Source organism: Metabacillus sp. YM-086 (genome assembly GCF_048059995.1).
Classification (GTDB): domain Bacteria; phylum Bacillota; class Bacilli; order Bacillales; family Bacillaceae; genus Metabacillus; species Metabacillus litoralis_B.
Genome location: NZ_JBLUOI010000041.1, coordinates 1 through 26,809 on the forward strand (window position 1 = coordinate 1; position 26,809 = coordinate 26,809).

The following is a 26,809-nucleotide window of genomic DNA, read 5'->3' on the forward strand; positions in this document are numbered from 1 at the left end:
TCTTTATTAGCGGCAGCTTCTTTTCAGGTTTTAAAAATTTGTAGTGATTTTCAAGTAGAAAGTCAACCGCATTCTTCAGCAGAAAGAATTTTCTTTATTTGTAAAAAAACAAAGGTGAACTCTTAATAAGAGTTCACCTGAAAATTTTTTTATAATATAGAAGGAGTTTATCTTTCTGATAGAGAATTACTTATTTGGAATCTTGCTAAACTGAACAGACACTTCTTCTATATCTTCATAATACTTTTCGTGTGTTGCTTGAAATATTTTTTCAAACATTTCTCCCACTTCATCTTCCAATACTTTGATTCCTTTACCAGTAACCCCACCTTTTACACATACTTTATCTTGTAGAGTAGGAAGGGTATATATTTCTGTTTCCAACAACTTGCCCATACCAACGATCATTTCACTTGCCAAAAGAACAGCCTGCTCTTTGGTTATATTCGTTTCCGCAACTGCACCATCTACAAATCGTTGAAGTAAATAGCTGAAAAAAGCTGGCCCACAGCTAACGATATCAGAAGATACTCTGGTAATATCATCTTCAATTTGAACAGGATTTGAAATTTGTTCAAATAATTCTTCAATTGTTGTTTTTGTCTCCTTATGACACGAATTTCCGTAAGTAATTAGCGAAACCCCGGAGAAAGCCCGGTTCGTTATACTTGGTATCGCTCTTGTAACCTGACATTCTACAAGTGATTCTAGTTGATCAACATTAATAGGACTAGTTATGGATATTATGCATTTATTAGGTGTTAAAAGGTGGTCAAGACTCTTTAAAAGGGGGTGAATATCTAATGGTTTGACACAAATGAAAATTAAATCAGAATGTTTTACTACTTCCTCAGCTGTTTCTACCACATTTGTTTTTGGATATAAACTCTTTATCGCTTCAGCTTTAGACATCGTTCGATTCATCATATAAATGAATGAGGGTTTAATTGCACCCGACTCAATAAATGATTCAATTAATATTCTCCCCATATTTCCTGTTCCAACAAAACCTACATTCAAAGTATATCCCCTCCTTAGAATGCAATTCTCTCATACACGATATGTTTTGTAGTGATGTTTTATGATTAATTTTTAAAGGAGTTTTATTGATGAGTATCGTCCAAAAATACAAAAAATGGATTATCCTGTTAGTTAGTTTATTAGCAGTAACTATACTTTATTATTATTTTTTTAATATCCAAGCCTCATCTGAACTTGTGACAACAAATGTTGAAGGTGCCTATATGGAAACAAGTGTGATGGATGAAACAACTAAGGGTGAACAGAAAACAAGTGAGAATTCAGAAGCATCTACCATCGTTATTGATGTAAAGGGGGCTGTTCAAACACCTGGAGTTTATGAGATTTCAGCTAATGCAAGAGTACATGAAATTATTGAAAAAGCTGGAGGATTGAGTGATCAAGCTGATGAAGCGGCCGTAAATCTTGCTTCTTCATTAGAAGATGGGATGGTAGTTTATATTCCGCAAATCGGTGAAATTAAGGAAAATCCATTTCAGACTACTAACGAAGAAAAGGACAGCCCTAAGAAAATCAATATTAACCTTGCAACAAGTGAGGAGCTTCAAACACTGTCAGGTATTGGACCTGCAAAGGCTGAGGCTATTATTTCATATAGAGAAGAAAACGGTCAGTTTAAATCGATTGAAGGGTTATTAGAAGTATCGGGAATTGGAGAAAAATCATTAGAGAAATTAAAAGAAGAAGTTACTGTTAATTAAACTTAACAAAAGTTTGAATTGACGAATATTTGCATTTCCCGATAAACTAGGTTTAAGAAAAATGTCGAGTGGGGGAAGTAGCAGCATGAGTCGAATATCCTGGAATCAATATTTTATGTCACAAAGTCATTTACTAGCCATGAGGAGTACATGCACGAGGCTAGCCGTTGGAGCCACAATCGTTAGAGATAAAAGAATAATAGCAGGTGGTTATAATGGTTCTATAGCAGGTGGTGTACATTGCTCAGATGAGGGCTGTTATGTTATTGATAATCATTGTGTTAGAACCATACATGCTGAAATGAATGCACTGCTGCAATGTGCGAAGTTTGGGGTACCAACAGATGGGGCTGAGATTTACGTGACTCATTTTCCATGTCTTCAATGTTGTAAAGCACTTATTCAGGCTGGTATTAAAACCGTATACTATGCGGTTGACTATAAAAACCATCCTTATGCAATTGAGTTATTTCAACAAGCAAATGTGAAAGTAGAGCATGTTAATCTAGAGAACACATCTTTTGAGAACAAAAATAAGGAAAAAGAAGCGTTTGTGTTTGAACTACTGGACAAGCTGGAGAAATCACAGAAGAGTGACGAAGAGATAAAACGCTTAAAAAAGGAAGCAAAAGCCTTATTTTCGTAATAAAACAGTTTAAGAAAGCAATTGTTTAATGGCAATTGCTTTCTAATAAATCTTTTATCCAAAGTTAACAAATTCCATCATAATAAGGTGGTGAAGCTTATTAAAGGTCATTTTCTTTTCCTCGCAATAGCAGCTTGTTTAGCCATAACAATGGGGCGTTTTCATTTCCACCCGCTCTCTCTTTTCTTTACAATTACCTTTCTTATTTATCTCCATTTAAAGTTTAAATCCCCCCTCAGTTTCCTTAGTTTGATCGTCATTCTTATCTATCTTTCCACCTATTTTCTTACAGAATCTCAAAATCAAACAAAGCTGAATGAAGGAGAGTATCAGGCTACGGGCACGGTCAACTCTACTCCGGTAATTGATGGGAATTATGTGAAAGGAATCATTAAAACTGAAATAGGGGAGAAATTAACTTATTCCTATTTAATCAAGTCATTGGAAGAGAAAAACTCCTTACAGAAAATAAAAACAGGTGATGTTTGCGTTTTTAAAGGTGAATTAGAAGGACCAAAATCCCCAACAATGCCTAACGCTTTTGATTATAAACAATATCTTCATGACCACCATATCCATTGGGAATTTAAAATAGCTGATATTCACAGTTGTCACGCAGGTGATTTTAACGTGATGACTCTTCTTCAAAAGTATCGAGAAAAAGGACTAACGTTAATTGAGGAGAAATTTCCGAGTTCGTCCGAAGGAATTGTACAAGCCCTCCTTTTTGGAGAAAGGCGTTTACTTGATGAAAAAGTGGAAGTCGCTTACCAAAAATTAGGTATTGTCCATCTGTTAGCGATATCTGGCTTACATGTGGGTTTATTAGTCGGTGGAGCTTACTTTCTATTCATTTATTTAGGTATAACACATGAAAATTCAAAGAAAATCTTGATTATATTACTTCCGGTTTATATGATTTTAACCGGTGGCTCACCATCTGTTATAAGAGCATCCTTTATGGTTGTCCTTTATTTTATCATTGGGCTTGTTCATAAAAAGTTTACTGCAACAGATGTGATCAGTTTTACATGTTTAGTTTTACTTTTGATTAATCCATATTATTTGTTTCAAGTTGGTTTTCAATTATCGTATATTGTTAGTCTTGGATTATTACTTTCATCAAAAGTAATTTCATTGTTTTCCAATGCCTTTGTAAGGCTGTTCATTGTTTCAGCTGTTGCTCAACTTTGTGCGATGCCTCTCATCCTGTATCATTTTTTTGAGGTATCACTCATTAGTTTACCTTTGAATATGATTTTTGTACCTTTTTATTCAATATGTATTTTGCCTTTATCTATTCTGGCAACCGTTTTAGTTTCATTTTCATCAACACTTGGAATGCCACTGGTTTCACTATTACACATTATCTTGGATTATTCCCATCGGCTTGTCTTAAATGCTGCTAACATATCTTTTACCACATTGACGACTGGAAAGCCTTCACTCTTTTTTATTATCCTCTATTGTATGACATCAATTGTTTTATTCCTTCGTTTTGAAAAGAATCCCACATTAAAGTCTTTGTATAAACCGTTTTGTGGATTGCTCCTTCTTTTTTTCATACATTTGCACCTCTCATATATCAATCCTCAGGGAAGAGTTATGGTGATCAATGTTGGACAAGGTGACTCTATTTTTATTCAACTTCCATTCAACAAAGGGAATTTTTTGATTGATACAGGTGGGAAAATGACTTTTCCATCAGAAGACTGGGAGTTAAGAAGGAATGTTTATTCTATAGCTGAAGACACTACCATTCCTTATTTAAAGTCAATAGGGGTAACAAAACTTCATGGAATATTTCTATCACATGGCGACCTGGATCATATTGGGGAAGCCTTAAGAATCATAAATAAATTAAATGTGGATGAGCTTGTTATACCAAAAGGATTTATAAGGGGAGAGCTTGAAAATGAGATTGTTAAGATTGCGACAGAGAAGAAAATGAACATAAGAGTTGTTGAAGCTGGTGATCAATTACTATATAAGGGTTTTATGTTTCGTATTTTGTCTCCTTCTACCTTAACTGATAGTAAGAATGATGATTCCATGGTGTTGGTAGCGGAAATAGGTGGCTTAAAATGGTTATTTACCGGAGATGCTGAAATGAAAAGTGAAGAGAAAATGATGTTGGCATATCCAAATTTAAAAGTAGATGTATTGAAAATTGGCCATCATGGAAGTAGAGGTTCAACTTCTGATCAACTATTAGATCAATTAAGACCATCCATTGCGATCATTTCGGCTGGTTATCAAAACCGATATCAACACCCGCATGATGAAGTAATGGAAAAGTTGAGAAGAAGACAAATATCTATTTTTAGAACCGATCTTCAAGGTGGAATTTTATACGAATATAAAGGAAATGCAGGAACGTTTTTTACTCATCCGCCATACGATGAAGTAAAATGATAAACGAAAAAGAGACTGCAGCAGCAGTCTCTATGTAATCGTGTCATCACTTAAGCAGAGATTAATTTAACAACAGTCGCAATGATGAAAATTGTCGCGAAAAATCCAAATGAAACAACGAATCCCACACCTGAATCAATAGCATCATTACGTTTACTTTGGACGTTCTTTTCAAATTCGTTCACTGTTACCCCTCCTATATCAATTTTAGTATAAGCGATTACTATAAAAAAATCTACACCATCTTCCCATTAAAGGCTCGAGTTGATATGGTGACTGAGTGATTAACAAAAGGCGGCAATTTCCAACAATGTTAGTAACAATCAATAATAGTTCATTTTATATTGGTCACAATAAATAACAATTACATTGGAGCATCGCTTCGAATTCTGGTACCTAGGCCCTGAATCGAAGCGTTCACATAGATAAAAGGGAACTAAAGTGTTTTTAGTTCCCTTATTCATTTTGTATAAAAGAACACCCTTATAAAGTATCCACTTTTTCTTTACTACTTGCCAAAGCTGTTGTTTCATTTTACGATAAATAAAGTGAAACGAACGATTGGAGAATGAACATGATTTTTAATGTATGGAAAGATATTCAGAATAAAAAAGTACAACCAGTTTATCTATTAGTTGGAGAAGAGTCGTTTTTGATGCAGGAAACACTTCGTCATATCGTACAAGCTTCTCTTTTGGAAGAAGAAAAGGATTTTAATCTTTCTGTATATGATATGGAAGAAACACCAGTGGAAACGGCAATTGAAGATGCGGAAACGTTACCTTTTATGGGGGAAAAGCGTGTTGTTATTATAAAAAATCCAGTCTTTTTAACGAGTGAAAAGAAAAAAGAAAAGCTAGAACATCGTGTTGAAAAACTTGAACAATACATAAATTCTCCTGCCCCCTACACAATTGTTGTGTTTGTTGCTCCATATGAAAAATTAGATGAGCGAAAGAAAATAACAAAATTATTGAAAAAGCAATCTGTTGTGATTGAGATGAAATCACTATCTGATGATGAGGCAATAAAGTGGATGCTGAACGTGGCACAGGAACAAAGAGTGGAGTTAGAAAAGGCAGCAGTAGAACAATTGCTTGTGTTAACTGCTGGAGACCTGATGGCGATCCACCAAGAGCTACAAAAGCTTAGCACTTACGTAGGTGAGGGTGGAATCATTTCAGTTGAAACGGTAAACTTACTAGTGGCACGTACCTTAGAGCAAAACATTTTTGATTTAATTGAGCATGTTATTTACCGAAGAAGCAAAGAGGCCTTACAAATATTTTATGATTTATTAAAAAATAATGAAGAACCCATTAAAATTCTTTCCTTGCTTGTAACACAATTTCGCTTAATTTTACAAGTGAAGGAGCTCTCAACTGTTGGGTACGGTCAACAGCAGATTGCTTCGACAGTTAAAGTCCATCCATTTAGAGTAAAGCTTGCATTACAACAGGCTCGACTATTTCAAACAGAGGAATTGGCGCATATATTAATGGAGCTTGCTGAGGCTGATTATGAAATGAAAACAGGGAAAAAAGATAAACAACTTTTACTAGAGTTGTTTTTGTTAAAATTATTTAAAAACGATTAAACAAAAAACGATCCTCTTATTGGATCGTTTTTTATGTATAAGAAAGGGTTGTCTAGGTTTGCATAAAGCAAATTGACAACCATTCTTATCATTATGCAGTTAATCCGTTAACAGCTTTCGCTAAACGAGATTTGTAGCGAGCAGCAGTGTTTTTATGAACTAAACCACTTTGTGCAGCTTTATCGATTTGCTTGTTAGCTTCAACAAGTGCAGCTTTTGCATTATCAGCATCGTTATTTAAAACTAAAGCATCTACTCTTTTAATTGCAGTACGCATTGTAGATTTAATAGCAGAGTTATGTGCATTACGCTCATTGCTAGTTTTAACACGCTTGATTGCAGATTTAATATTTGGCATATCTTTCACCTCCTAAGAAGTTCATCGAGATCTATTTAGCTCGATCATTTCCTTTACATGAACAAAAGATATTCTATCAAACAGCCACTCATATTGCAATACTAATGTAAAGGAAAATACATTGAAAGCATGTAATTTTTTATCTTTCAGCGAAACGATCTCCATTCCAAAAGAATGTTTCACCAGAATAATGGAAAAGATAAGCAGTAGGAATGAATTTGGGAGGTATAGTTATGGGTAAATCACTAGATTTAAGTAATTATTCTGTTCGAACAGATTTAGCGGTAGAAGCACGAGCGATGGCGCTTGAGCAAACTGAAGCAGAAAATTCATCAGATATTTCTGGTGTTGTTATAAAGGAATGGGACGAAGAAGGAGTTAGTATCTCTTCCTTGGATATTGATGAAGAAGGGTCAAAAATTGTTGGGAAAAAGCCTGGCAAATATTTAACCTTGGAAGTCCAAGGAATTAGACAGAAAGATACTGAACTGCAAGAAAAAGTGATAGATGTGTTTGCGAAATTATTTAGTCAATTTCTTGCAGATAGTAATATCCCAAAAGATGCTAGCTGTTTAGTTGTTGGGTTGGGAAATTGGAATGTCACACCAGATGCACTTGGTCCGTTAGCAGTTGAAAATTTACTAATTACAAGACATTTGTTTAAATTACAGCCTGAAAATGTAGAAGAAGGCTTTCGTCCTGTTAGTGCATTAGCACCTGGAGTCATGGGGTTAACAGGTATTGAGACAAGCGATATTATCTCAGGAGTCATTGAGCAATCAAAGCCTGATTTTGTTATTGCGATTGATGCCTTAGCGGCTAGATCAATTGAGCGAGTAAATACAACAATTCAAATATCTGATACAGGCATCCATCCTGGTTCGGGTGTTGGCAATAAGCGAAAAGCGCTAAGTAAGGAAACTTTTGGCATTCCTGTCATTGCAATCGGTATTCCAACAGTAGTTGATGCTGTTTCAATTACAAGTGATACCATTGACTATATTTTAAAGCATTTTGGGAGAGAGTTAAATGAAGGGAATAAACCGTCAAGATCGTTAACACCAGCAGGAATGAGCTTTGGAGAACGTCGAGTACTAACGGATGATGACTTACCAAGTGATGAGCATCGTCAACAATTTTTAGGAATAGTCGGAGGACTAGAGGAAGACGAAAAAAGGAAGCTTATTCATGAAGTGCTATCACCACTTGGGCATAATTTAATGGTCACGCCGAAGGAAGTCGATATGTTCATTGACGATATGGCGAATGTTATAGCTAGTGGATTAAATTCTGCACTTCATCAGCAGGTTAACCAAGATAATTCAGGTGCTTATACACACTAGTTAAAATAGAATGGTTCATAAGAAAAAAACAGATTGTTCTACTTTCTTATGCTTTGTCATACATTTTAGTAGACAAGCATAAGGAGGTTTTTTATGAAATGAAGCGTTCTAGTACAAGTCGCAATATGGTTGTAACCTTAAATGGGACAAGCATAAAAAAAGGAATCGTTGTTAGCTTCATTGTTTTGTTCATGACCTTTTTACTTTCAGGTATTTTAACGTCATTAAAACCTGAATATCGTTTAACCTCCTCATCAATCAATGATTTAACACGAAATATTGATAGTGAGGCTTTTCTTCAATTATTAGGTGCTGAAAACCGCTTTTTTAGTTCTGCATTACCGGAACATGCAGAACCAATTAAGTTATCTTCGATTATGTTTAAAGTTGCCACGAGTATTAACCCTGATGACCCACGCAGCTTGCTAGGACGAGAGCTACCAGGATTCTCTCTGTTTGATAGTGAAATTGTTGTGGCTGGGGACGGGACAAACTATACAAATATGCCATACGAATCTCCACCGCCTACAGAGGTGTTAGAACAAGAAAGAGAAGCATCTATTACAAAGAATGAAGCTGTAAATTCTGGAGACGAAGAGCCAAAAGCTCCTCCTTCTCTTACTACAGGAGATAAAAAGGTCGTTTATATATATAACACTCATAACACTGAATCGTATCTTCCGTTACTAGAAGGAGAAAGTGACCCTAATCGCGCTATTCACTCTAAAGCAAACGTCACAATTGTTAGCGAGTTATTAGGTAAAGCTCTTCAAGATGAAGGAATAGGTTCACATGTAGAAAAAACAGATGTACAAGCCAGCTTAAAGCAAAAAGGTTGGAATTATGCAAAGTCATATACTGCCTCAAGGCCAATCGTTGAAAGTGCAATGGCTAGTAATCGTAACTTAAATTATATGATCGATATTCATCGTGATTCACAAAGAAAAGGTGTCACTACTATAAAAATTGGGGATAAATCATATGCCAAACTAGCATTTGTGATTGGTGGAGATAATCCAACAGCTGACAAAAATGAAAAGTTAGCTAAAGACCTTCATGACTTATTGGAAAAGAAATACCCTGGATTAAGTCGCGGGATCTTCGAGCAAGGAGGAAAAGGATATAACGGAGTTTATAATCAGGATCTCTCTCAAAACGCTATGCTCTTAGAATTTGGTGGGGTTGACAATAATCTGGAGGAACTTAAAAACACAGTTTCAGCTGTAGCTGATGTATTTAGCGAGTATTATTGGCAAGCAGAAAAAGTAAATGGTGATTCATCAGCTGAAAAAAAGTAAAACACATTGTGAGGGAAGTAAGATGATTAAATTCATGTTTAAATGCTTTGTTTTATGTTCTGTGCTTTTATTTGGCGTGTTAGTTGGCATGCAGCAAGCAAACCAAGGCATGATCAAAATGAAAGGATACAATGATCCTGATTTGCAAGGTGCTTTTCAAGTTGACAGTGAATCAGGTGATGTCGCTGCCTCTATTCTAGGAAACGAAGTAACCAGTCAGGATCTTGAAAAAAAACAGGAGCAGCTTGAACAAATTGAAGCCTTTAACTTCTTCTCTCAAATCGGTAAACAGCTTGCAGGTATTGTTAGTAATGGAGTATCGACAATATTGGATATGGTAACGAATTGGTTAAGTGGTTTACTAGAATAATAAGAAAGCCGACAAATAATCGCCATGCTAAACTAATGGCAATTAATAACTGTCGGCTTTTTTAGTACAACAACGGTTCATCCTCCGTTTTTATCCATTGAATCTTGATATGTCAATTGATATAATGAGAAATAGTGTATTTGTAAGCTATGTAGGAGTGAAAACATATTATGAATAGAGAAGAAAAATTAAAAAGGCAGTCGAAAATCCGGAATTTTTCGATTATTGCTCATATTGACCACGGTAAATCGACTCTAGCAGATCGTATTTTAGAAAAAACATCAGCTTTAACTCAGCGTGAAATGAAGAATCAGCTGTTAGATTCAATGGATCTTGAACGCGAGCGTGGAATTACGATTAAATTAAATGCCGTTCAATTAAAATATAAAGCGAAAGATGGAGAGGAATACACTTTCCATTTAATCGATACTCCAGGACATGTCGACTTTACGTACGAGGTTTCACGAAGCCTTGCAGCATGTGAAGGAGCAATTCTTGTAGTTGATGCAGCTCAGGGAATTGAAGCTCAAACTCTTGCAAATGTATATTTAGCGCTTGATAATGATTTGGAAATCCTTCCTGTTATTAACAAAATTGACTTACCAAGTGCTGACCCTGAACGTGTTCGTCAAGAGGTTGAAGACGTAATCGGTTTAGATGCATCTGAAGCAGTTTTAGCATCTGCTAAAGCTGGAATTGGTATTGAAGAGATATTAGAGCAGGTTGTAGAAAAAGTACCTGCACCACAAGGTGACCCTGAAGGGCCGTTAAAAGCTCTTATCTTTGACTCCTTATATGACGCTTACCGCGGTGTTGTTGCATACATTCGTGTTGTGGAAGGAACGGTTAAAGTAGGGCAAAAAATTAAAATGATGGCAACTGGTAAAGAATTTGAAGTAACTGAGGTAGGGGTATTCAATCCTAAACCTGTCCAGTTAAAAGAATTAAATGTAGGAGATGTTGGCTTTTTAACAGCTGCTATTAAAAACGTAGGAGACACTCGTGTTGGTGATACAATTACGAATGCAAAAAATGGGGCAACTGAGGCACTTCCGGGTTATCGTAAGTTAAATCCAATGGTGTTTTGTGGTCTTTACCCAATTGATACGGCTAAATATAATGATTTACGTGATGCATTAGAAAAGCTTGAGCTAAACGATTCGTCTCTTCAATTTGAGCCAGAAACGTCACAGGCTTTAGGATTTGGTTTCCGATGTGGATTTTTAGGACTACTTCATATGGAAATTATACAAGAACGCATTGAACGTGAATTCAAAATTGATTTAATTACTACAGCTCCAAGTGTTATCTATGATGTTCATTTAACAGATGGTGAAACTTTAAGAGTCGATAATCCAGCAAATATGCCTGATCCGCAAAAGATTGACCGTATTGAAGAGCCTTATGTAAAAGCGTCAATAATGGTTCCAAATGATTATGTTGGTGCTGTCATGGAGCTTTGTCAGAAGAAACGTGGAAATTTCATTGATATGCAATATCTTGATGAAAATCGGGTTAATATTAATTACGAAATCCCATTATCTGAAATTGTTTATGATTTCTTTGATCAATTAAAATCGAATACAAAAGGTTATGCTTCCTTTGACTATGAATTAATTGGTTATAAAACATCAACTCTAGTTAAAATGGACATACTATTGAATGGTGAGAAGATTGATGCGTTATCATTTATTGTGCACCGTGACTCATCATATGACCGTGGAAAAATTATTGTTGAAAAACTAAAAGAACTTATCCCGCGTCAACATTTCGAAGTGCCGATTCAAGCTGCGATTGGTCAAAAGATTGTGGCAAGATCGACAATCAAAGCGATGCGTAAAAACGTACTTGCTAAATGTTACGGTGGCGACATTTCACGTAAGCGTAAGTTATTAGAAAAACAAAAAGAAGGTAAAAAGAGAATGAAGCAAGTTGGTTCTGTTGAAGTACCACAAGAAGCCTTTATGGCTGTATTGCGTATGGATGAAAGCTGATTCTTTTAGATAGTATCGGATACATGCTATAATAAGTTCTCTTAGTTATATGAAAGAAAATGGATGCCGCAGCGATGTCTGCGGCTTCTTAATTAGAAGGTGAAAAAATGATTAGATCCGCGTACATTCATATTCCTTTTTGCCATCATATTTGTCATTATTGTGATTTTAATAAGGTCTTCTTCAAACAACAACCTGTTGATGAATATATTGAAAATCTTATAACAGAAATGCATCACGCTAAGGAAATTAATAAACAACAGGAGCCGCTTAAAACCATTTTTATTGGTGGTGGTACTCCTACAGCCTTATCGGCAAAGCAACTTGATCGACTTCTTGAAGGTATTTCGACCGAGCTGCTGTCAACAAATGAACTTGTTGAATTCGCAGTTGAAGCAAACCCTGGGGAACTTTCTATAGAAAAATTGGAAGTTTTAAAAAATGCAGGAGTTAATCGCTTAAGTATTGGGGTTCAAAGTTTTGACGATGAGCTTCTCAATAAAATTGGACGAGTACATCGAAAAGATGATGTATTTCGTACAATAAAACAAGCTGAACAGGTAGGGTTTGATAATTTAAGTCTCGATTTAATGTATGCACTGCCTGGACAAACAATCGAGCAATTTAGAGAAACGCTGGAAACTGCATTTACCCTAAATGTAAAACACTTCTCCGCATATTCTTTAATCATTGAACCGAAAACAGTGTTTTATAATTTAATGCAAAAAGGAAAATTAACACTGCCACCTCAGGAGCATGAGGCGCAAATGTATGAATTGGCAATGGAAGAAATGGAGAAGCATGGCTATAAGCAATATGAAATAAGTAATTACGCCATTCCAGGATATGAAAGTCAGCATAATCTAACGTATTGGAACAACGAGTATTATTATGGATTTGGTGCAGGTGCACATGGATATGTTAATGGGGTAAGAACATCCAATGTTGGTCCAATTAGAAAGTATATGGAGAAAATTGATGAATCTGGGACAGCTTTTTCTACACAAACAGAAGTGAGCAAAGAAGAAGAAATGGAAGAGCAAATGTTTCTTGGGTTACGAATAGTAAAAGGTGTTAACAAGGAAATTTTTCATGAAAGATTTTCAGTTAAATTGGAAGAAAAATTCGGTAGCCAAATCCAAAAACTCGTTAAACAAGGACTACTAGTAAATGACGATGAATCCCTTTTTCTTACTCATAAAGGAAAGCTATTAGGCAACGAAGTTTTCCAAGAATTTTTAATTTCATAAATAACCACGTCTTTATAAAAAAATGTGAGCTTTTCATTGATAAATCAAGTATTTTATAATTGACAATTTATTTTGGTTTTGATAACTTTTTATATATATTTAGCACTCGCGTTATAAGAGTGCTAACAGAGGTGATGAATAGTGCTTACAGATCGCCAATTGTTGGTTCTTCAAGTCATCATTGATGATTTTATTCATTCAGCTCAGCCTGTTGGTTCTCGATCATTAGCGAAAAAAGACGAAATAACGTTTAGCTCGGCTACTATAAGGAACGATATGGCTGACTTAGAGGACCTGGGATTTATCGAGAAAACACACAGTTCCTCAGGACGTGTTCCTTCTGAGAAGGGATATCGCTATTATGTGGACCATTTACTTTCTCCACAGAGATTAACAAAAACAGAAGTAACTCAAATTAAATCTATTTATGCTGAGAAAATTTTCGAACTAGAAAAGGTTGTTCAAAAATCAGCACAAATTTTGTCGGAAATGACAAATTATACATCGATTGTATTAGGGCCGAAAGTGAATGAAAATCGATTGAAACGGATCCAAATCGTGCCAATTAGTAAGGAAACTGCAGTTGCTATTATTGTCACAAATACTGGACATGTTGAAAATCGTACAATTACTTTCCCGGATTCACTAGAGCCAAGTGATATTGAAAAGATGGTAAACATTCTTAACGAAAGATTAGTAGGTGTACCACTGGTTGATCTCCAGAATAAGATCTTTAAAGAAGTTGTTACTGTCTTGAAGAATCATATTGAGAACTATGACATGCTATTAAAGATCATGGCTGGTTCATTAAACTTAGAGTCAAATGAGAAAATTTATTTTGGTGGTAAAACAAATATGCTCAGTCAACCGGAGTTTTCAGATATTGGGAGAATCCGGTCACTTTTAACAATGATTGAGCAAGAAAAAGAGTTGTATGGACTATTAAAAGCAAATTCTGCAGGTATTTCGATAAAAATTGGTAAGGAAAATGACCTTTCAGCAATGGAAAACTGCAGTCTAATTACCGCCACCTATTCATTAGGAGATAACCAGTTAGGTACAATAGCGGTGCTTGGTCCTACTCGAATGGAGTATTCTCGTGTTGTAAGTTTATTAACTAGAATGACACGCGACCTGTCTAAAACTCTTACTGACTTGTATCATGGTTCATAAGCTTGGTTATATTGATAAGGATGGAATGAGTGCTATTCCATCCGATTCCCATGCTATAAATACTAGATATATATATATCTTTCTTTAAGGGAGGTGAAAGATCGTGTCAAATGAAAAAAACGTTGCAGAACAAGAAGAAACAGTAGATACAGTTGAAAATGTCGAATCAGATGCTGAAATTGTAGATGCAGATGATGTTCAAGTAGAAGAAACTGAAGTAGTTGATGAGTCAGCTGCTAAAATTTCTGAACTACAAGCAAAGCTTGATGAAACAGAAAACAAAATGCTTCGAGCTCAAGCAGACTTTGACAACTTTAGAAGACGTGCTCGCTTAGATCAAGAGGCTGCTCAAAAGTATCGTGCACAAAGCTTAGTTTCTGAAATTTTACCTGCTCTTGATAACTTTGAAAGAGCGTTACAAATAGAAGCAAGCAATGATCAAACCAAATCATTGCTACAAGGAATGAACATGGTGTACAACCAATTAGTTCAAGCTTTACAAAATGAAGGTGTAGAAACAATCAAATCAGTTGGTGAACAATTTGATCCACATCTACATCAAGCAGTTATGCAAGTTGAGGATGAAAACTATGATTCTAATACTGTCATTGAAGAACTGCAAAAAGGATATAGATTGAAGGATCGAGTCATTCGACCTGCAATGGTTAAAGTAAATCAATAATTATCATAACTTACATATTAGGAGGTTCTATCTATGAGTAAAATTATCGGTATCGACTTAGGTACAACAAACTCATGTGTCGCAGTTTTAGAAGGCGGAGAACCGAAAGTGATCCCAAATCCAGAAGGTAACCGTACAACTCCTTCTGTAGTTGCTTTCAAAAACGGCGAACGTCAAGTTGGGGAGGTAGCAAAACGACAAGCTATCACAAACCCTAACACAATTATCTCAATCAAACGTCATATGGGTACTGACCATAAAGTAGAAGTTGAAGGGAAAAATTACACACCACAAGAACTTTCAGCCATTATTCTTCAACACTTAAAATCTTATGCAGAAGAATATTTAGGTGAGCCGGTAACAAAAGCAGTTATCACGGTTCCAGCTTATTTCAATGATGCTGAGCGTCAAGCAACAAAAGATGCTGGTAAAATTGCTGGTTTAGAAGTTGAACGTATTATCAACGAACCAACTGCTGCGGCTTTAGCATATGGTTTAGATAAAACAGATGAAGATCAAACAATTCTTGTTTATGACTTAGGTGGCGGTACGTTTGACGTATCAGTACTTGAGCTTGGTGATGGTGTATTTGAAGTTCGCTCTACTGCTGGGGACAACCGTTTAGGTGGAGATGACTTTGACCAAGTTATCATTGATTACTTAGTAGCTGAATTCAAAAAAGAAAACGGCATTGACCTGTCTAAAGATAAAATGGCCCTGCAACGTTTAAAAGATGCTGCTGAGAAAGCGAAAAAAGATCTATCAGGTGTAACATCAACTCAAATCTCATTACCATTTATCACAGCTGGAGAAGCTGGTCCACTTCACTTAGAAGTAAGCCTTTCGCGTGCTAAATTTGACGAGTTATCTTCAGACTTAGTTGAAAGAACAATGGGACCTGTCCGCCAAGCGTTAAGCGATGCTGATCTTTCAGCTAGTGAAATTGATAAAGTTATTCTTGTTGGTGGATCAACTCGTATTCCGGCTGTACAAGAAGCAATTAAAAAAGCATTAGGAAAAGAGCCTCATAAAGGCGTAAACCCTGATGAAGTTGTAGCACTTGGTGCATCAATTCAAGGTGGAGTTATTACTGGAGACGTAAAAGACGTAGTATTACTTGACGTTACTCCACTTTCACTTGGAATTGAAACGATGGGTGGCGTATTTACGAAGCTTATTGAACGTAATACAACAATCCCAACAAGTAAATCACAGGTGTTCTCAACTGCAGCTGATAGCCAAACAGCAGTAGATATTCATGTACTTCAAGGTGAGCGTCCAATGTCAGCTGACAACAAAACTTTAGGTCGCTTCCAATTAACAGATATTCCGCCAGCACCACGTGGAGTACCTCAAATTGAAGTATCATTTGATATCGACAAAAATGGTATCGTTAATGTTCGTGCAAAAGACTTAGGCACAAACAAAGAACAAGCGATCACAATCAAATCAAACACTGGTTTATCAGATGATGAAATCGACCGTATGGTTAAAGAAGCTGAAGAAAACGCAGATGCAGATAAAGCACGTAAAGAAGAAGTAGAACTTCGTAACGAAGCAGATCAATTAGTGTTCCAAACAGAAAAAACACTAAAAGATCTTGAAGGTAAAGTAGACGAAGCTGAGGTTGCAAAAGCGAATGAAGCAAAAGATGCTTTAAAAGCAGCAATTGAGAAAAACGAATTAGAAGAAATCAAAGCGAAAAAAGAGGCTCTTCAAACAATTGTACAAGAGCTTTCAGTGAAACTATATGAGCAAGCACAACAAGCTCAGGCTCAGCAAGGTGGAGAAGCTGGTAATAAAGCAGCTGACGATGTTGTTGACGCAGAGTTTGAAGAAGTAAATGATGACGACAAAAAATAAGTCATATTAAGGTGAAAAGTCAAAGTCAGGGTAGGTCTTGACTTTGGCTTTTTTTGTAAAAGTGAAAGGCTTGTTATAAGCAGTAACTATATGTTGCTTTTCTTCTCTTTTGAGTGATACAATTTACCTTATGTGAGAAAATCGGGAGTGAGAAATTATGAGCAAGCGTGATTACTATGATGTGCTCGGTTTAGGTAAGAACGCCAGTAAGGATGAGATAAAAAAGGCTTATCGTAAGCTTTCAAAGAAATACCATCCAGACATCAACAAAGAAGCAGATGCAGACGAAAAATTCAAAGAAATTACAGAAGCCTATGAAACATTAAGTGATGATCAAAAGAAAGCTCATTATGATCAATTTGGACATACTGATCCAAATCAAGGCTTTGGTGGCGGCGCTGGTTTCGGTGGCGATGGTTTTGGCTTTGAAGATATTTTTAGCTCAATCTTTGGCGGTGGCACAAGAAGAAGAGATCCTAACGCTCCAAGACAAGGTGCCGACTTACAATATACTATGACGCTGGATTTTGAAGAAGCTGTTTTTGGTAAAGAAACTACAATTGAAATCCCACGTGAAGAAACGTGTGAAACATGTGATGGCTCGGGTGCTCAAAAAGGAACGTCCCCTGAGACATGTTCGCATTGTGGCGGTAGCGGTCAACAAAGTGTTGAACAAAATACCCCGTTCGGTCGTATTGTCAATCGAAGAGTTTGTCACTACTGTGAAGGAACAGGTAAAATCATTAAGCATAAATGTGGAACTTGTCGTGGAGCAGGTAAAGTGAAAAAACGCAAAAAAATTCAAGTGAAAATTCCTGCAGGTGTTGATGATGGTCAACAGCTACGTGTCTCTGCACAAGGGGAGCCAGGAGTAAATGGTGGACCTCCAGGGGACCTGTATGTTGTTTTCCATGTGAGAGAACATGAATTCTTTGAAAGAGATGGCGACGACATCTATTGTGAAATGCCATTAACCTTTGCTCAAGCTGCACTTGGAGATGAAATTGAGGTTCCAACATTACACGGTAAGGTAAAACTTAAAGTACCTGCTGGAACACAAACAGGTAAAAAATTCCGTCTTTCTGGTAAGGGAGTACCGAATGTAAGAGGCTATGGCCAAGGAGATCAATATGTGATTTTACGTGTGCTAACTCCTACGAATTTATCAGAAAAACAAAAAGATTTGTTGAGAGAATTTGCTGAAATCAGTGGGGCAAAACCTGATGAACATGAAGAAAGCTTTTTTGATAAAGTAAAACGAGCGTTCAAAGGTGACTAATATTTAAGGTTAAGGATTGGAGTTGGTAGATATGAAATGGTCTGAATTAAGCATCCATACAACACAAGAAGCGGTGGAACCCATTTCTAATATTTTGCATGAAGCTGGAGCAAGTGGTGTGGTCATTGAGGATTTAGCTGACTTAATGAAGGAACGGAGTACATCCCTCGGCGAAATCTACCAACTAGATCCAACCGATTATCCAGAAGAAGGTGTTGTTGTAAAGGCTTATTTACCTGTTAATAGTTTTCTTGGTGAAACCGTTGAGGGCATAAAAGCTGGTATCAACAATCTACTGGTATATGATATCGATCTCGGAAGAAATCATATTACAATAAGTGAAGTAAATGAGGAAGAATGGGCAACAGCTTGGAAAAAATATTACCACCCTGTTAAAATTTCTGAAAAGTTTACGATTGTTCCAACTTGGGAGATCTATGAACCTGTAAGTTCAGATGAATTAATCATAGAACTAGATCCAGGAATGGCCTTTGGAACAGGAACACATCCTACTACTGTATTATGTATACAAGCATTAGAACGTACCGTTCAAAAGGACGATACAGTTATTGACGTAGGAACAGGATCTGGTGTTTTAAGTATTGCTGCTGGTTTACTTGGTGCCAAAAGTATTGATGCATATGACTTAGATCAAGTGGCAGTTGATAGTGCCCGCTTAAATTGTAAGATTAACAAAGTACAAAACATTGTCAATGTTTCTCAAAAAAATCTCCTTGACGGTGTTGAAGGCCCAGTTGATTTAATTGTATCCAATATTCTTGCTGAAATTATCGTTCGCTTTATTGATAAAGCATATGAAGTATTGAAACAAGACGGAACTTTTATTACATCAGGTATTATTCAAAACAAGAAAAATGAAGTAAAAGATGCTCTGCAAAATGCTGGTTTTGTGATTGAAGAAACAATGGTCATGGAAGATTGGGTTGCGTTTATCGCGAAAAAGAAGTAAAGAAAGAGGGAATCCCTTTGCAACGATATTTTATAAATACAGCAAAAGAAAATATTAAGGGAGATATCTTTATTACAGGTGACGACGTACACCATATCTCACGTGTTTTGCGTATGCAACCAGGTAATAAGGTTGTCTGCTGTACAAAGGATGGTTTTGAAGCACTTTGTGAAATTGTTGAAATTACCAATGACCAAGTGAGTTGTTCTGTATTAGAATGGATGACAGTGAATCATGAATTACCAGTTTCTATTTCCATTGCGAGCGGGTTGCCTAAAGGGGATAAGCTTGAGTGGATTATTCAAAAGGGCACCGAATTAGGTGCTTCTTCATTTATCCCTTTTAATGCTGCTCGTTCAATTGTAAAGCTTGAGACTAAAAAGGTCGGCAAAAAGCTTGAGCGTTGGTCCAAGATCGCAAAGGAAGCATCAGAGCAATCATACCGCAATACAATTCCAACAATTAGTGAACCATGTGATTTTCACGAACTGATTTCTCTAGCAAAAGGCTTCGATGTAAAAATTGTGGCTTATGAAGAGTCTGCTAAACAGGGAGAAAAGAAAAACCTGGCTAAAGCCTTTGATGAACTTCAGGTTGGAGGATCCATGCTTGCTGTGTTTGGACCTGAGGGTGGATTAACAGAAAAAGAGGTTTCAAAACTCGAGGAAGCTGGTTTTATTATTTGTAGTTTTGGCCCAAGAATATTAAGAACTGAGACAGCACCGTTGTATTTATTATCTGCTGTTTCCTATAATTTCGAACTATCGAGGTGAAGATCATGCCTACAGTTGCATTTCATACATTAGGTTGTAAAGTAAATCATTACGAAACAGAAGCGATATGGCAGCTCTTTAAAGAAGCTGGCTATGAACGTACTGACTATGAACGTGTTGCAGACGTATATGTTATTAATACTTGTACAGTTACCAACACTGGTGATAAAAAAAGTCGTCAAGTGATTCGTCGTGCCATTCGAAAAAATCCGGATGGTGTTATTTGTGTAACAGGATGTTATGCCCAAACTTCTCCAGCTGAAATCATGGCAATTCCAGGTGTTGATATTGTGGTTGGAACTCAAGACCGTGTAAAAATGCTAGAGTATATTGAGCAATACAAAGAAGAAAGAAAGCCAATTAACGGCGTTAGAAACATTATGAAAACACGTGTTTATGAAGAACTTGATGTTCCTTCATTCACAGACCGTACAAGAGCTTCATTAAAAATTCAAGAAGGCTGCAACAACTTCTGTACTTTTTGTATTATTCCTTGGGCTCGCGGTTTAATGCGTTCTCGTGACCCTAAAGAGGTAGTTGCACAAGCTCAACAACTCGTAGATGCGGGTTATAAAGAAATCGTCTTAACAGGAATTCACACAGGTGGATATGGTGAGGACTTAAAGGACTATAACCTAGCTATGCTTTTAAGAGACTTAGACGAGCAAGTAGAAGGTCTAAAACGTATCCGTATTTCTTCGATTGAAGCAAGTCAGATTTCTGACGAAGTCATTGAGGTACTTCAAAACTCTGACAAAGTGGTTCGTCATCTACACATTCCAATTCAGTCAGGCTCTGATACTGTCCTAAAACGCATGCGTAGAAAATATACGATGGAATTCTTTGCTGAGCGTATTGAGCGTTTAAAAGAAGCATTACCTGGCTTAGCGATTACATCTGACGTTATCGTTGGCTTCCCAGGTGAAACGGAAGAAGAGTTTATGGAAACTTATAACTTTATTAAAAAACATAAGTTTTCTGAGCTACATGTGTTCCCTTATTCTAAACGTACAGGCACACCTGCCGCACGTATGGAAGATCAAGTAGACGAGGACATAAAAAATGAACGTGTTCACCGTCTTATTGAACTTTCAGATCAATTAGCTAAAGAATATGCTTCACAATTTGAAAATGAAGTATTAGAAATAATTCCTGAAGAAAGATACAAAGAAGAAACAAACGAAAACTTATATGTTGGATATACAGACAATTATCTAAAAGTTGTATTCCCAGCAAATGAGGAAATGGTCGGAAAAATCGTCAAGGTCAAAATCACAAAAGCCGGCTACCCATTCAATGAGGGTCAGTTTGTAAGAGTGATGGAAGAGACTGTAAAGGTAGAAGAAGTTCGTTTAACTTCATGATAAGAGACTATAGATTAGGCGCGGATTCTTAGGAATTCGCGCCTAATTTTTGGGGAGAGTATTTGGATCTGTACGGCAAGATGAGGAGGAAATCCCAGTGGAGGTCGAAGAGGGATGAACGACAAGACGAAGAGGAAAGAGAGGTGAAGTGTCGTTCATAAGGGGGATGAACGACAAAGTGAAGAGGAAAGGCCGTTGTAGTGTCGTTCATAAGGTCGATGAAGACCAAAAGCTAGAGAAAAGTAAAGGAATACGATCTTCATACGTACCACTTTTAAAGGCTACTAAAATTAAAATCCAAGTGTATCTACTCGCTCTCTCTATATCAACGTAATTCCGCCCCATGCTATACAGAATTGACTTTTATCTTTCCTCTAACCATAAAAATGACTAAATTTCTCTTACTAGCACAAATTATTTTTATACTCGTTTTTATACATGATAAATGATAAGATGTAAGATGTCGGACAACCATCAAATTAAAGGAGAAGATACATAATGTCTAAAATTGCAAAAATGATAGATCATACAGCTTTAAAAGCGGATACAACAAAAGAAACAGTAGAAAAGCTATGTCATGAAGCAATTGAATTCCAGTTTGCATCTGTTTGTGTAAATCCAACTTGGGTTGAAATAGCTGCCCAACTTTTAAAAGATTCAGAAGTAAAGGTTTGTACTGTTATAGGTTTCCCGCTAGGTGCAAACACTCCTGAGACAAAGGGTTTTGAAACGAAGGATGCTATCTCAAAGGGTGCAACAGAAGTTGATATGGTCATAAATATCGGTGCTTTAAAAGATAAAAATGATGAGCTTGTTCAGCGTGATATTGAAGCAGTTGTGGAAGCGGCAAAAGGGAAGGCTCTAACAAAGGTTATTATAGAGACGAGTCTTTTAACTGAAGAAGAAAAGGTAAGAGCTTGTGAACTTGCTGTTAAAGCAGGAGCTGACTTTGTAAAAACATCAACAGGCTTCTCTACTGGCGGAGCTACTGTTGAAGATATTGCTTTAATGAGAAAAACAGTAGGTCCTGATATTGGAGTTAAGGCATCAGGTGGGGTTAGAGATACTGAAGGTGCAGAGGCATTAATCGCTGCGGGAGCTACTCGTATCGGAGCAAGTTCCGGTGTTGCAATCGTTAAAGGTGAAGTATCCACATCTGATTATTAAAATAAAGGGCTATAGTTTACAAAAAATAACAACAACCAATTTATTCCTTTTTGAGCATTAGTACAAACAAATGACAGGTATATTCATAAGATAGCCTTAAGATAAAGGTTTTTAATAAAAGAATAAGAATTTATTATATGAGTTGACCTGTTTTAGTCATTATATTATAATGTCAAAGTACATGTTTATCTATAGGCATGTTTTATTTACAAGTAGTCGATTGGTTGTATTCGGAGGGAGGGAAAGAGAATGTCAAAAACGGTCGTTCGTAAAAACGAGTCGCTTGAAGATGCTCTTCGTCGTTTCAAACGTACTGTATCAAAAAGTGGTACAATACAAGAAGCAAGAAAGCGCGAATTCTATGAAAAGCCTAGCGTAAAGCGTAAGAAAAAGTCTGAAGCAGCTAGAAAGCGCAAATTCTAAAAGAGGGTGTACGTATGAGTCTTCTTGATCATTTGAATCAAGATATGAAACAAGCGATGAAAAACAAGGAAAAAGAAAAATTAGTTGTCATTCGTATGGTCAAAGCTGCTTTACAAAATGAAGCGATAAAGCTTGGCAATAATGAATTGTCTGCTGAAGAAGAATTGACGGTTCTTTCTCGCGAATTAAAACAACGTAAAGACTCCCTCCAGGAATTTAAAAATGCTGATCGTTTGGACTTAGTTGAAAAAACACAAGCAGAGATTGATGTACTGGTCAAATATATGCCTGAGCAGCTTTCCGAAGAAGAAGTTGCAGAAATTGTTAAGCAAACAATTTCTGAGGTAAATGCTACTTCTAAAGCCGATATGGGGAAAGTCATGGGAGCACTTATGCCCAAAGTAAAAGGTAAAGCAGACGGAAGTCTTGTTAACAAGCTTGTGCAACAACAACTATCATAAATGACAAAAAGACATCTTGCTCTGCAAGGTGTCTTTTATTTTTTGTTTGTGAATTTATAACCTGCTTTAATCTTGGATAACGCTTTGACATCCAGCCTGAACGAGGCACTTGTGCTTTTGTTCATACATAAGAAAATCATTACATGACAATAAAAAAATAGCAAAGAATAAATATGTTTATAATATAATCATCTTTTACAAAAAAAGATGAAACTAATTCATGTGCATAACCGTATTACTAATAGGATATAGAAAGGGGGGTGTAAAGTGAGAAAAAGGTTTTCTCTTTTCTTGATTGTCTTCGCTTTTATATTAAGTATTTATCAAGGTTTTACTTCTATTATTAGTGCAGAATCAAATGAAAAGGTTTATATTATTCCTGTAGAAAAAACGGTTGAAAAAGGTCTATCGCAATATATTAAAAGAACCGTATCCGATGCACAGTCTCAAAAAGTTGATCACATTATTTTAGAGATTGATACACTTGGAGGGGCTGTTGATGGAGCTATGGAAATTGCTGATACTCTTCGTTCAAGTGAGATCCCGATTACTGCTTATATTAATAGAAGAGCAATCTCTGCAGGCGCTTATATAGCTCTTAACGCGAATCAAATATACATGGCGCCAGGTAGTCAAATGGGATCAGCTGCTATTATCACAGGTGATGGAAATGCGGCAGATGATAAAGCCCAGTCTTTATGGTTATCAGAAATGAGAGAGTCAGCAGAACGTAATGGTCGTGACCCCAAATATGCGCTGGCAATGGCTGATAAAGATGTAGATATCCCTGAATACGGAGCAGGAAAAGGTGATTTGTTAACTTTAGAGACAAAACAAGCACTCGAAGTTGGATATTCAGAAGGAACGGCTATTGATCGAGATGATCTACTAAAACAATTAGGCTACAATAATGCCGCGGAGATTGTAGCTGAAGAAAGCTTTGCTGAGAAAGTTGCAAGGTTTCTAACGAATCCGGTTGTTGTTCCAATTCTTCTTTCAATAGGAAGTCTAGGGTTGGTTGTGGAGCTTTATTCACCTGGATTTGGTGTTCCGGGAAGCATGGGACTTGCAGCACTTCTTTTATTCTTTTATGGTCACTTAGTAGCGGGATTAGCTGGAATGGAATCCATTATTCTATTTATTCTTGGGATTATCTTGATAATAGCCGAGTTTTTTGTACCAGGTGGTATATTGGGAATAGTAGGTTTTGTTAGCATTATCACTAGCTTATATGTAGCTTCAGGTGATTTTGTTCACATGACGATTTCACTTTTAATTTCCTTTGCTGTTTCAGTAACAGCATCCATTCTATTAGTAAAGGTGTTTGGAAAGCGTATGAATATATTTAAAAAGCTAATTTTGCGTGATTCAACAAATACCGAAAGTGGTTATGTATCCAATGTATCTAGAGCTGAATTAGTTGGTGCTGAAGGAGTAGCGCTAACAACTTTGAGGCCTTCAGGTACAGCTATTTTTAGTGATGAACGCCTTGATGTAGTGACAGAAGGCGGATATATTACAAAAGGAAATAAGGTAAAAGTAGTAAAAGTAGAAGGCTCACGTATTGTTGTGAGAGAACTATAAAGAAAAAACATTAACATTAGGAGGAATAACATAATGGATGCTTCTGCAATCTTATTAATTGGACTTGTCATATTGGGGCTAATCGTTTTAGGTGTTTTCTTTACATTTGTACCGATTGCCCTCTGGATTTCTGCCTTAGCAGCAGGTGTAAGGATAAGTATTTTTACGCTAATCGGAATGAGATTACGTCGTGTCATTCCAAGTAGAGTTGTCAACCCATTGATCAAAGCACATAAAGCAGGTCTTGATGTGACAACTAACCAACTAGAAAGTCACTATTTAGCAGGTGGTAATGTTGACCGAGTTGTAAATGCGTTAATTGCCGCAGAACGTGCAAACATTGAATTAACATTTGAACGCTGTGCTGCAATCGATCTAGCTGGTCGTGACGTACTAGAAGCTGTACAAATGAGTGTAAACCCAAAAGTTATCGAAACACCGTTTATCGCTGGTGTTGCGATGGATGGTATTGAAGTAAAAGCTAAAGCTAGAATTACTGTTAGAGCAAATATTGAACGACTTGTCGGTGGTGCTGGTGAAGACACAATTATCGCCCGTGTTGGTGAAGGGATCGTAAGTACAATTGGTTCATCAGATAATCACAAAAAAGTTCTTGAAAACCCTGATTTGATTTCTCAAACTGTTTTAGGAAAAGGACTTGACTCAGGTACAGCCTTTGAAATTCTCTCGATTGATATTGCGGATGTTGATATCGGTAAAAACATTGGTGCAGAATTGCAAACAGAGCAAGCAGAAGCAGATAAAAAGATTGCTCAGGCAAAGGCAGAAGAACGAAGAGCAATGGCTGTTGCACAAGAACAAGAAATGCTTGCACGTGTTCAGGAAATGAAAGCTAAGGTTGTGGAAGCAGAAGCGAAAGTTCCTCTTGCTATGTCTGAGGCTCTTCGTTCAGGTAATATTGGTGTAATGGACTATATGAACATTAAAAATATATCCGCAGATACAGACATGAGAGATTCAATTGGAAAAACAAATAAAGATCATAATGATTCAGATCAGTACTAAGAAGTGTTTTCAAATAAAAGGGATTGAGTTTTCAATCCCTATTCCTCATTCAAAAGGAGGGAGTAAAGAGTGGATATAACAGAAATTTTCACAAACCCTCTTGTCTGGGCGGCTTTAGCATGGCTGTTCTCTCGGGTTTTCACTTCTAAGACAAAAGAAGATGAAACGAAACAAAAACAACCAACTAAACAAACAGTTTCTCCGCAGGATACTCGGCAAGATTCTAGACCAAATCCAAGGCCGAACCCAAGGCCAAATCCAAGGACTAGCTCTAGACCAAATCCAAGGCCCGTGCCGAAGCCGGTCATGACTACGGTAGAAACGAAACAAAGAGAAGAAAACAAACCACCTCTTCAAACCGTACAAGAGGCTTATGAGAAGATGAAACGCACACCTGTTAAAGAAGATAGGGTAAATATCGTAAAAGAGCGTCTTGATAAACCTCGAGCTGTAAAAGAAGAGAAGTTACCAAAAGTTAACCGAAACGTAAATCGTAATCAGCTTATTGTTGATCAGGAAAGTGCTGCTCAAGGTGTTATTTGGAGTGAAATTCTTGGGGCACCTCGTTCAAAAAATCCACATTATACCCAAAATAGAAGACGATTGTAACTTAACAAATAAACGTGTTATAAGACTCCGGTTTCTCTCATACATATGAGATGAAAGGGGGTCTTTTTTTATGGCAAAAAAATGGCGCCAGCAATTAACGAGATGGATAACAAATAACATTGAACTCCCGCCGGATGTCATGATGGATCTTCCTAGAATTACGATGGTTGGACAGCTACATATTTACATAGAGAATCATCGAGGACTCCTTACATTTACTGATACTGAGCTCCGCCTATTACTAAAGCAGGGTCAGCTTTTAATTAAAGGTGAAGCCTTTGTCATAAAAACGATTCTTCCGGAAGAAATTTTATTAGAAGGTAAAATCAACCAAGTTTTATACCTTGATGAGTCTTAAATGTTTTTACTCCTATCGTTCGTAATTGTAAAGAACTTCATGTAATCATAAGGAATATTTGGGT

26 protein-coding genes are annotated in these 26,809 nt (G+C 36.7%); 23 read left to right on the top strand and 3 right to left on the bottom strand.

Annotated elements, in window-relative coordinates; genetic code table 11:
• Nucleotides 1–186 precede the first annotated feature (186 nt).
• Entirely contained in the window at nucleotides 187–1,020 is an 834-nt protein-coding gene (comER, locus tag ACEWK1_RS16760; RefSeq protein ID WP_212136746.1) for a late competence protein ComER, read from the bottom strand.
• An 89-nt stretch (nucleotides 1,021–1,109) separates the two neighbouring features.
• On the opposite strand from comER, the gene ACEWK1_RS16765 reads away from it, so the two are divergent.
• From ACEWK1_RS16765 to ACEWK1_RS16775, 3 genes are all read left to right on the top strand, one after another.
• On the top strand, nucleotides 1,110–1,742 hold the full coding sequence (locus ACEWK1_RS16765; protein ID WP_212136744.1) for a helix-hairpin-helix domain-containing protein: 633 nt from the start codon (nucleotides 1,110–1,112) through the stop codon (nucleotides 1,740–1,742).
• An 85-nt stretch (nucleotides 1,743–1,827) separates the two neighbouring features.
• Nucleotides 1,828–2,388 (top strand): ComE operon protein 2, encoded by a 561-nt coding sequence (locus ACEWK1_RS16770; RefSeq protein WP_121662903.1) that lies wholly within the window; start codon nucleotides 1,828–1,830, stop codon nucleotides 2,386–2,388.
• A 150-nt stretch (nucleotides 2,389–2,538) separates the two neighbouring features.
• Nucleotides 2,539–4,803 (top strand): DNA internalization-related competence protein ComEC/Rec2, encoded by a 2,265-nt coding sequence (locus tag ACEWK1_RS16775; protein ID WP_232273901.1) that lies wholly within the window; start codon nucleotides 2,539–2,541, stop codon nucleotides 4,801–4,803.
• 50 nt (nucleotides 4,804–4,853) lie between these two features.
• On the opposite strand, the gene ACEWK1_RS16780 is transcribed toward ACEWK1_RS16775, so the two are convergent.
• Complete coding sequence (locus ACEWK1_RS16780; RefSeq protein ID WP_121662901.1) at nucleotides 4,854–4,988, bottom strand: YqzM family protein; 135 nt, start codon at nucleotides 4,986–4,988, stop codon at nucleotides 4,854–4,856.
• A gap of 389 nt (nucleotides 4,989–5,377) precedes the next feature.
• Here ACEWK1_RS16780 and holA point away from each other — a divergent pair, with 389 nt between their 5' ends.
• Nucleotides 5,378–6,400 carry a DNA polymerase III subunit delta gene (gene holA / locus ACEWK1_RS16785; protein ID WP_212136740.1) on the top strand — a complete coding sequence of 341 codons (1,023 nt, stop codon included), beginning with the start codon at nucleotides 5,378–5,380 and terminating at the stop codon, nucleotides 6,398–6,400.
• A gap of 91 nt (nucleotides 6,401–6,491) precedes the next feature.
• On the opposite strand, the gene rpsT is transcribed toward holA, so the two are convergent.
• A complete protein-coding gene (gene rpsT, locus ACEWK1_RS16790; protein WP_121662899.1) occupies nucleotides 6,492–6,758 on the bottom strand; it encodes a 30S ribosomal protein S20 in 267 nt (88 codons plus the stop codon).
• Between the two features lie 233 nt (nucleotides 6,759–6,991).
• Here rpsT and gpr point away from each other — a divergent pair, with 233 nt between their 5' ends.
• The 19 genes from gpr to yqfC all read left to right on the top strand — a co-directional run bounded on the left by gpr (nucleotide 6,992) and on the right by yqfC (nucleotide 26,745).
• The gene (gpr, locus tag ACEWK1_RS16795) at nucleotides 6,992–8,101 is read left to right on the top strand and encodes a GPR endopeptidase (protein WP_212136738.1); all 1,110 of its coding nucleotides are present in this window, start codon (nucleotides 6,992–6,994) and stop codon (nucleotides 8,099–8,101) included.
• 98 nt (nucleotides 8,102–8,199) lie between these two features.
• Complete coding sequence (spoIIP, locus tag ACEWK1_RS16800) at nucleotides 8,200–9,399, top strand: stage II sporulation protein P (protein ID WP_212136736.1); 1,200 nt, start codon at nucleotides 8,200–8,202, stop codon at nucleotides 9,397–9,399.
• Nucleotides 9,400–9,421: 22 nt separating this feature from the next.
• A complete protein-coding gene (locus ACEWK1_RS16805) occupies nucleotides 9,422–9,769 on the top strand; it encodes a YqxA family protein (protein WP_121665059.1) in 348 nt (115 codons plus the stop codon).
• 170 nt (nucleotides 9,770–9,939) lie between these two features.
• On the top strand, nucleotides 9,940–11,763 hold the full coding sequence (gene lepA, locus ACEWK1_RS16810) for a translation elongation factor 4 (protein WP_285843002.1): 1,824 nt from the start codon (nucleotides 9,940–9,942) through the stop codon (nucleotides 11,761–11,763).
• Nucleotides 11,764–11,870: 107 nt separating this feature from the next.
• Nucleotides 11,871–13,013, top strand: coding sequence for a radical SAM family heme chaperone HemW (gene hemW / locus ACEWK1_RS16815; RefSeq protein WP_212136734.1), 1,143 nt, complete (start codon nucleotides 11,871–11,873; stop codon nucleotides 13,011–13,013).
• A gap of 141 nt (nucleotides 13,014–13,154) precedes the next feature.
• Nucleotides 13,155–14,186, top strand: a complete 1,032-nt coding sequence (gene hrcA / locus ACEWK1_RS16820; RefSeq protein WP_121662894.1) for a heat-inducible transcriptional repressor HrcA — start codon at nucleotides 13,155–13,157, stop codon at nucleotides 14,184–14,186.
• 103 nt (nucleotides 14,187–14,289) lie between these two features.
• Entirely contained in the window at nucleotides 14,290–14,868 is a 579-nt protein-coding gene (grpE, locus tag ACEWK1_RS16825; RefSeq protein WP_121662893.1) for a nucleotide exchange factor GrpE, read from the top strand.
• A 33-nt stretch (nucleotides 14,869–14,901) separates the two neighbouring features.
• Nucleotides 14,902–16,731, top strand: coding sequence for a molecular chaperone DnaK (gene dnaK / locus ACEWK1_RS16830; protein WP_212136732.1), 1,830 nt, complete (start codon nucleotides 14,902–14,904; stop codon nucleotides 16,729–16,731).
• Between the two features lie 157 nt (nucleotides 16,732–16,888).
• Nucleotides 16,889–18,010 carry a molecular chaperone DnaJ gene (gene dnaJ / locus ACEWK1_RS16835; RefSeq protein WP_121662891.1) on the top strand — a complete coding sequence of 374 codons (1,122 nt, stop codon included), beginning with the start codon at nucleotides 16,889–16,891 and terminating at the stop codon, nucleotides 18,008–18,010.
• A 31-nt stretch (nucleotides 18,011–18,041) separates the two neighbouring features.
• Nucleotides 18,042–18,980: a 50S ribosomal protein L11 methyltransferase gene (prmA, locus tag ACEWK1_RS16840; protein WP_121662890.1), complete on the top strand. Its 939-nt coding sequence runs from the start codon at nucleotides 18,042–18,044 to the stop codon at nucleotides 18,978–18,980.
• Between the two features lie 17 nt (nucleotides 18,981–18,997).
• Nucleotides 18,998–19,753 (top strand): 16S rRNA (uracil(1498)-N(3))-methyltransferase, encoded by a 756-nt coding sequence (locus ACEWK1_RS16845; RefSeq protein ID WP_212136730.1) that lies wholly within the window; start codon nucleotides 18,998–19,000, stop codon nucleotides 19,751–19,753.
• 5 nt (nucleotides 19,754–19,758) lie between these two features.
• Nucleotides 19,759–21,117 (top strand): tRNA (N(6)-L-threonylcarbamoyladenosine(37)-C(2))-methylthiotransferase MtaB, encoded by a 1,359-nt coding sequence (mtaB, locus tag ACEWK1_RS16850; RefSeq protein WP_121662888.1) that lies wholly within the window; start codon nucleotides 19,759–19,761, stop codon nucleotides 21,115–21,117.
• A 498-nt stretch (nucleotides 21,118–21,615) separates the two neighbouring features.
• Complete coding sequence (gene deoC, locus ACEWK1_RS16855; protein ID WP_180320428.1) at nucleotides 21,616–22,284, top strand: deoxyribose-phosphate aldolase; 669 nt, start codon at nucleotides 21,616–21,618, stop codon at nucleotides 22,282–22,284.
• Nucleotides 22,285–22,533: 249 nt separating this feature from the next.
• Entirely contained in the window at nucleotides 22,534–22,707 is a 174-nt protein-coding gene (rpsU, locus tag ACEWK1_RS16860) for a 30S ribosomal protein S21 (RefSeq protein WP_015595024.1), read from the top strand.
• Nucleotides 22,708–22,721: 14 nt separating this feature from the next.
• Complete coding sequence (locus ACEWK1_RS16865; RefSeq protein WP_121662886.1) at nucleotides 22,722–23,168, top strand: GatB/YqeY domain-containing protein; 447 nt, start codon at nucleotides 22,722–22,724, stop codon at nucleotides 23,166–23,168.
• A 267-nt stretch (nucleotides 23,169–23,435) separates the two neighbouring features.
• The gene (locus tag ACEWK1_RS16870; RefSeq protein ID WP_373995108.1) at nucleotides 23,436–24,752 is read left to right on the top strand and encodes an NfeD family protein; all 1,317 of its coding nucleotides are present in this window, start codon (nucleotides 23,436–23,438) and stop codon (nucleotides 24,750–24,752) included.
• Between the two features lie 33 nt (nucleotides 24,753–24,785).
• Entirely contained in the window at nucleotides 24,786–25,778 is a 993-nt protein-coding gene (gene floA, locus ACEWK1_RS16875; protein ID WP_121662885.1) for a flotillin-like protein FloA, read from the top strand.
• 69 nt (nucleotides 25,779–25,847) lie between these two features.
• Entirely contained in the window at nucleotides 25,848–26,387 is a 540-nt protein-coding gene (locus tag ACEWK1_RS16880; RefSeq protein ID WP_212136728.1) for a hypothetical protein, read from the top strand.
• A 70-nt stretch (nucleotides 26,388–26,457) separates the two neighbouring features.
• On the top strand, nucleotides 26,458–26,745 hold the full coding sequence (yqfC, locus tag ACEWK1_RS16885) for a sporulation protein YqfC (protein ID WP_121662882.1): 288 nt from the start codon (nucleotides 26,458–26,460) through the stop codon (nucleotides 26,743–26,745).
• The last annotated feature ends 64 nt before the right edge of the window (nucleotides 26,746–26,809 follow it).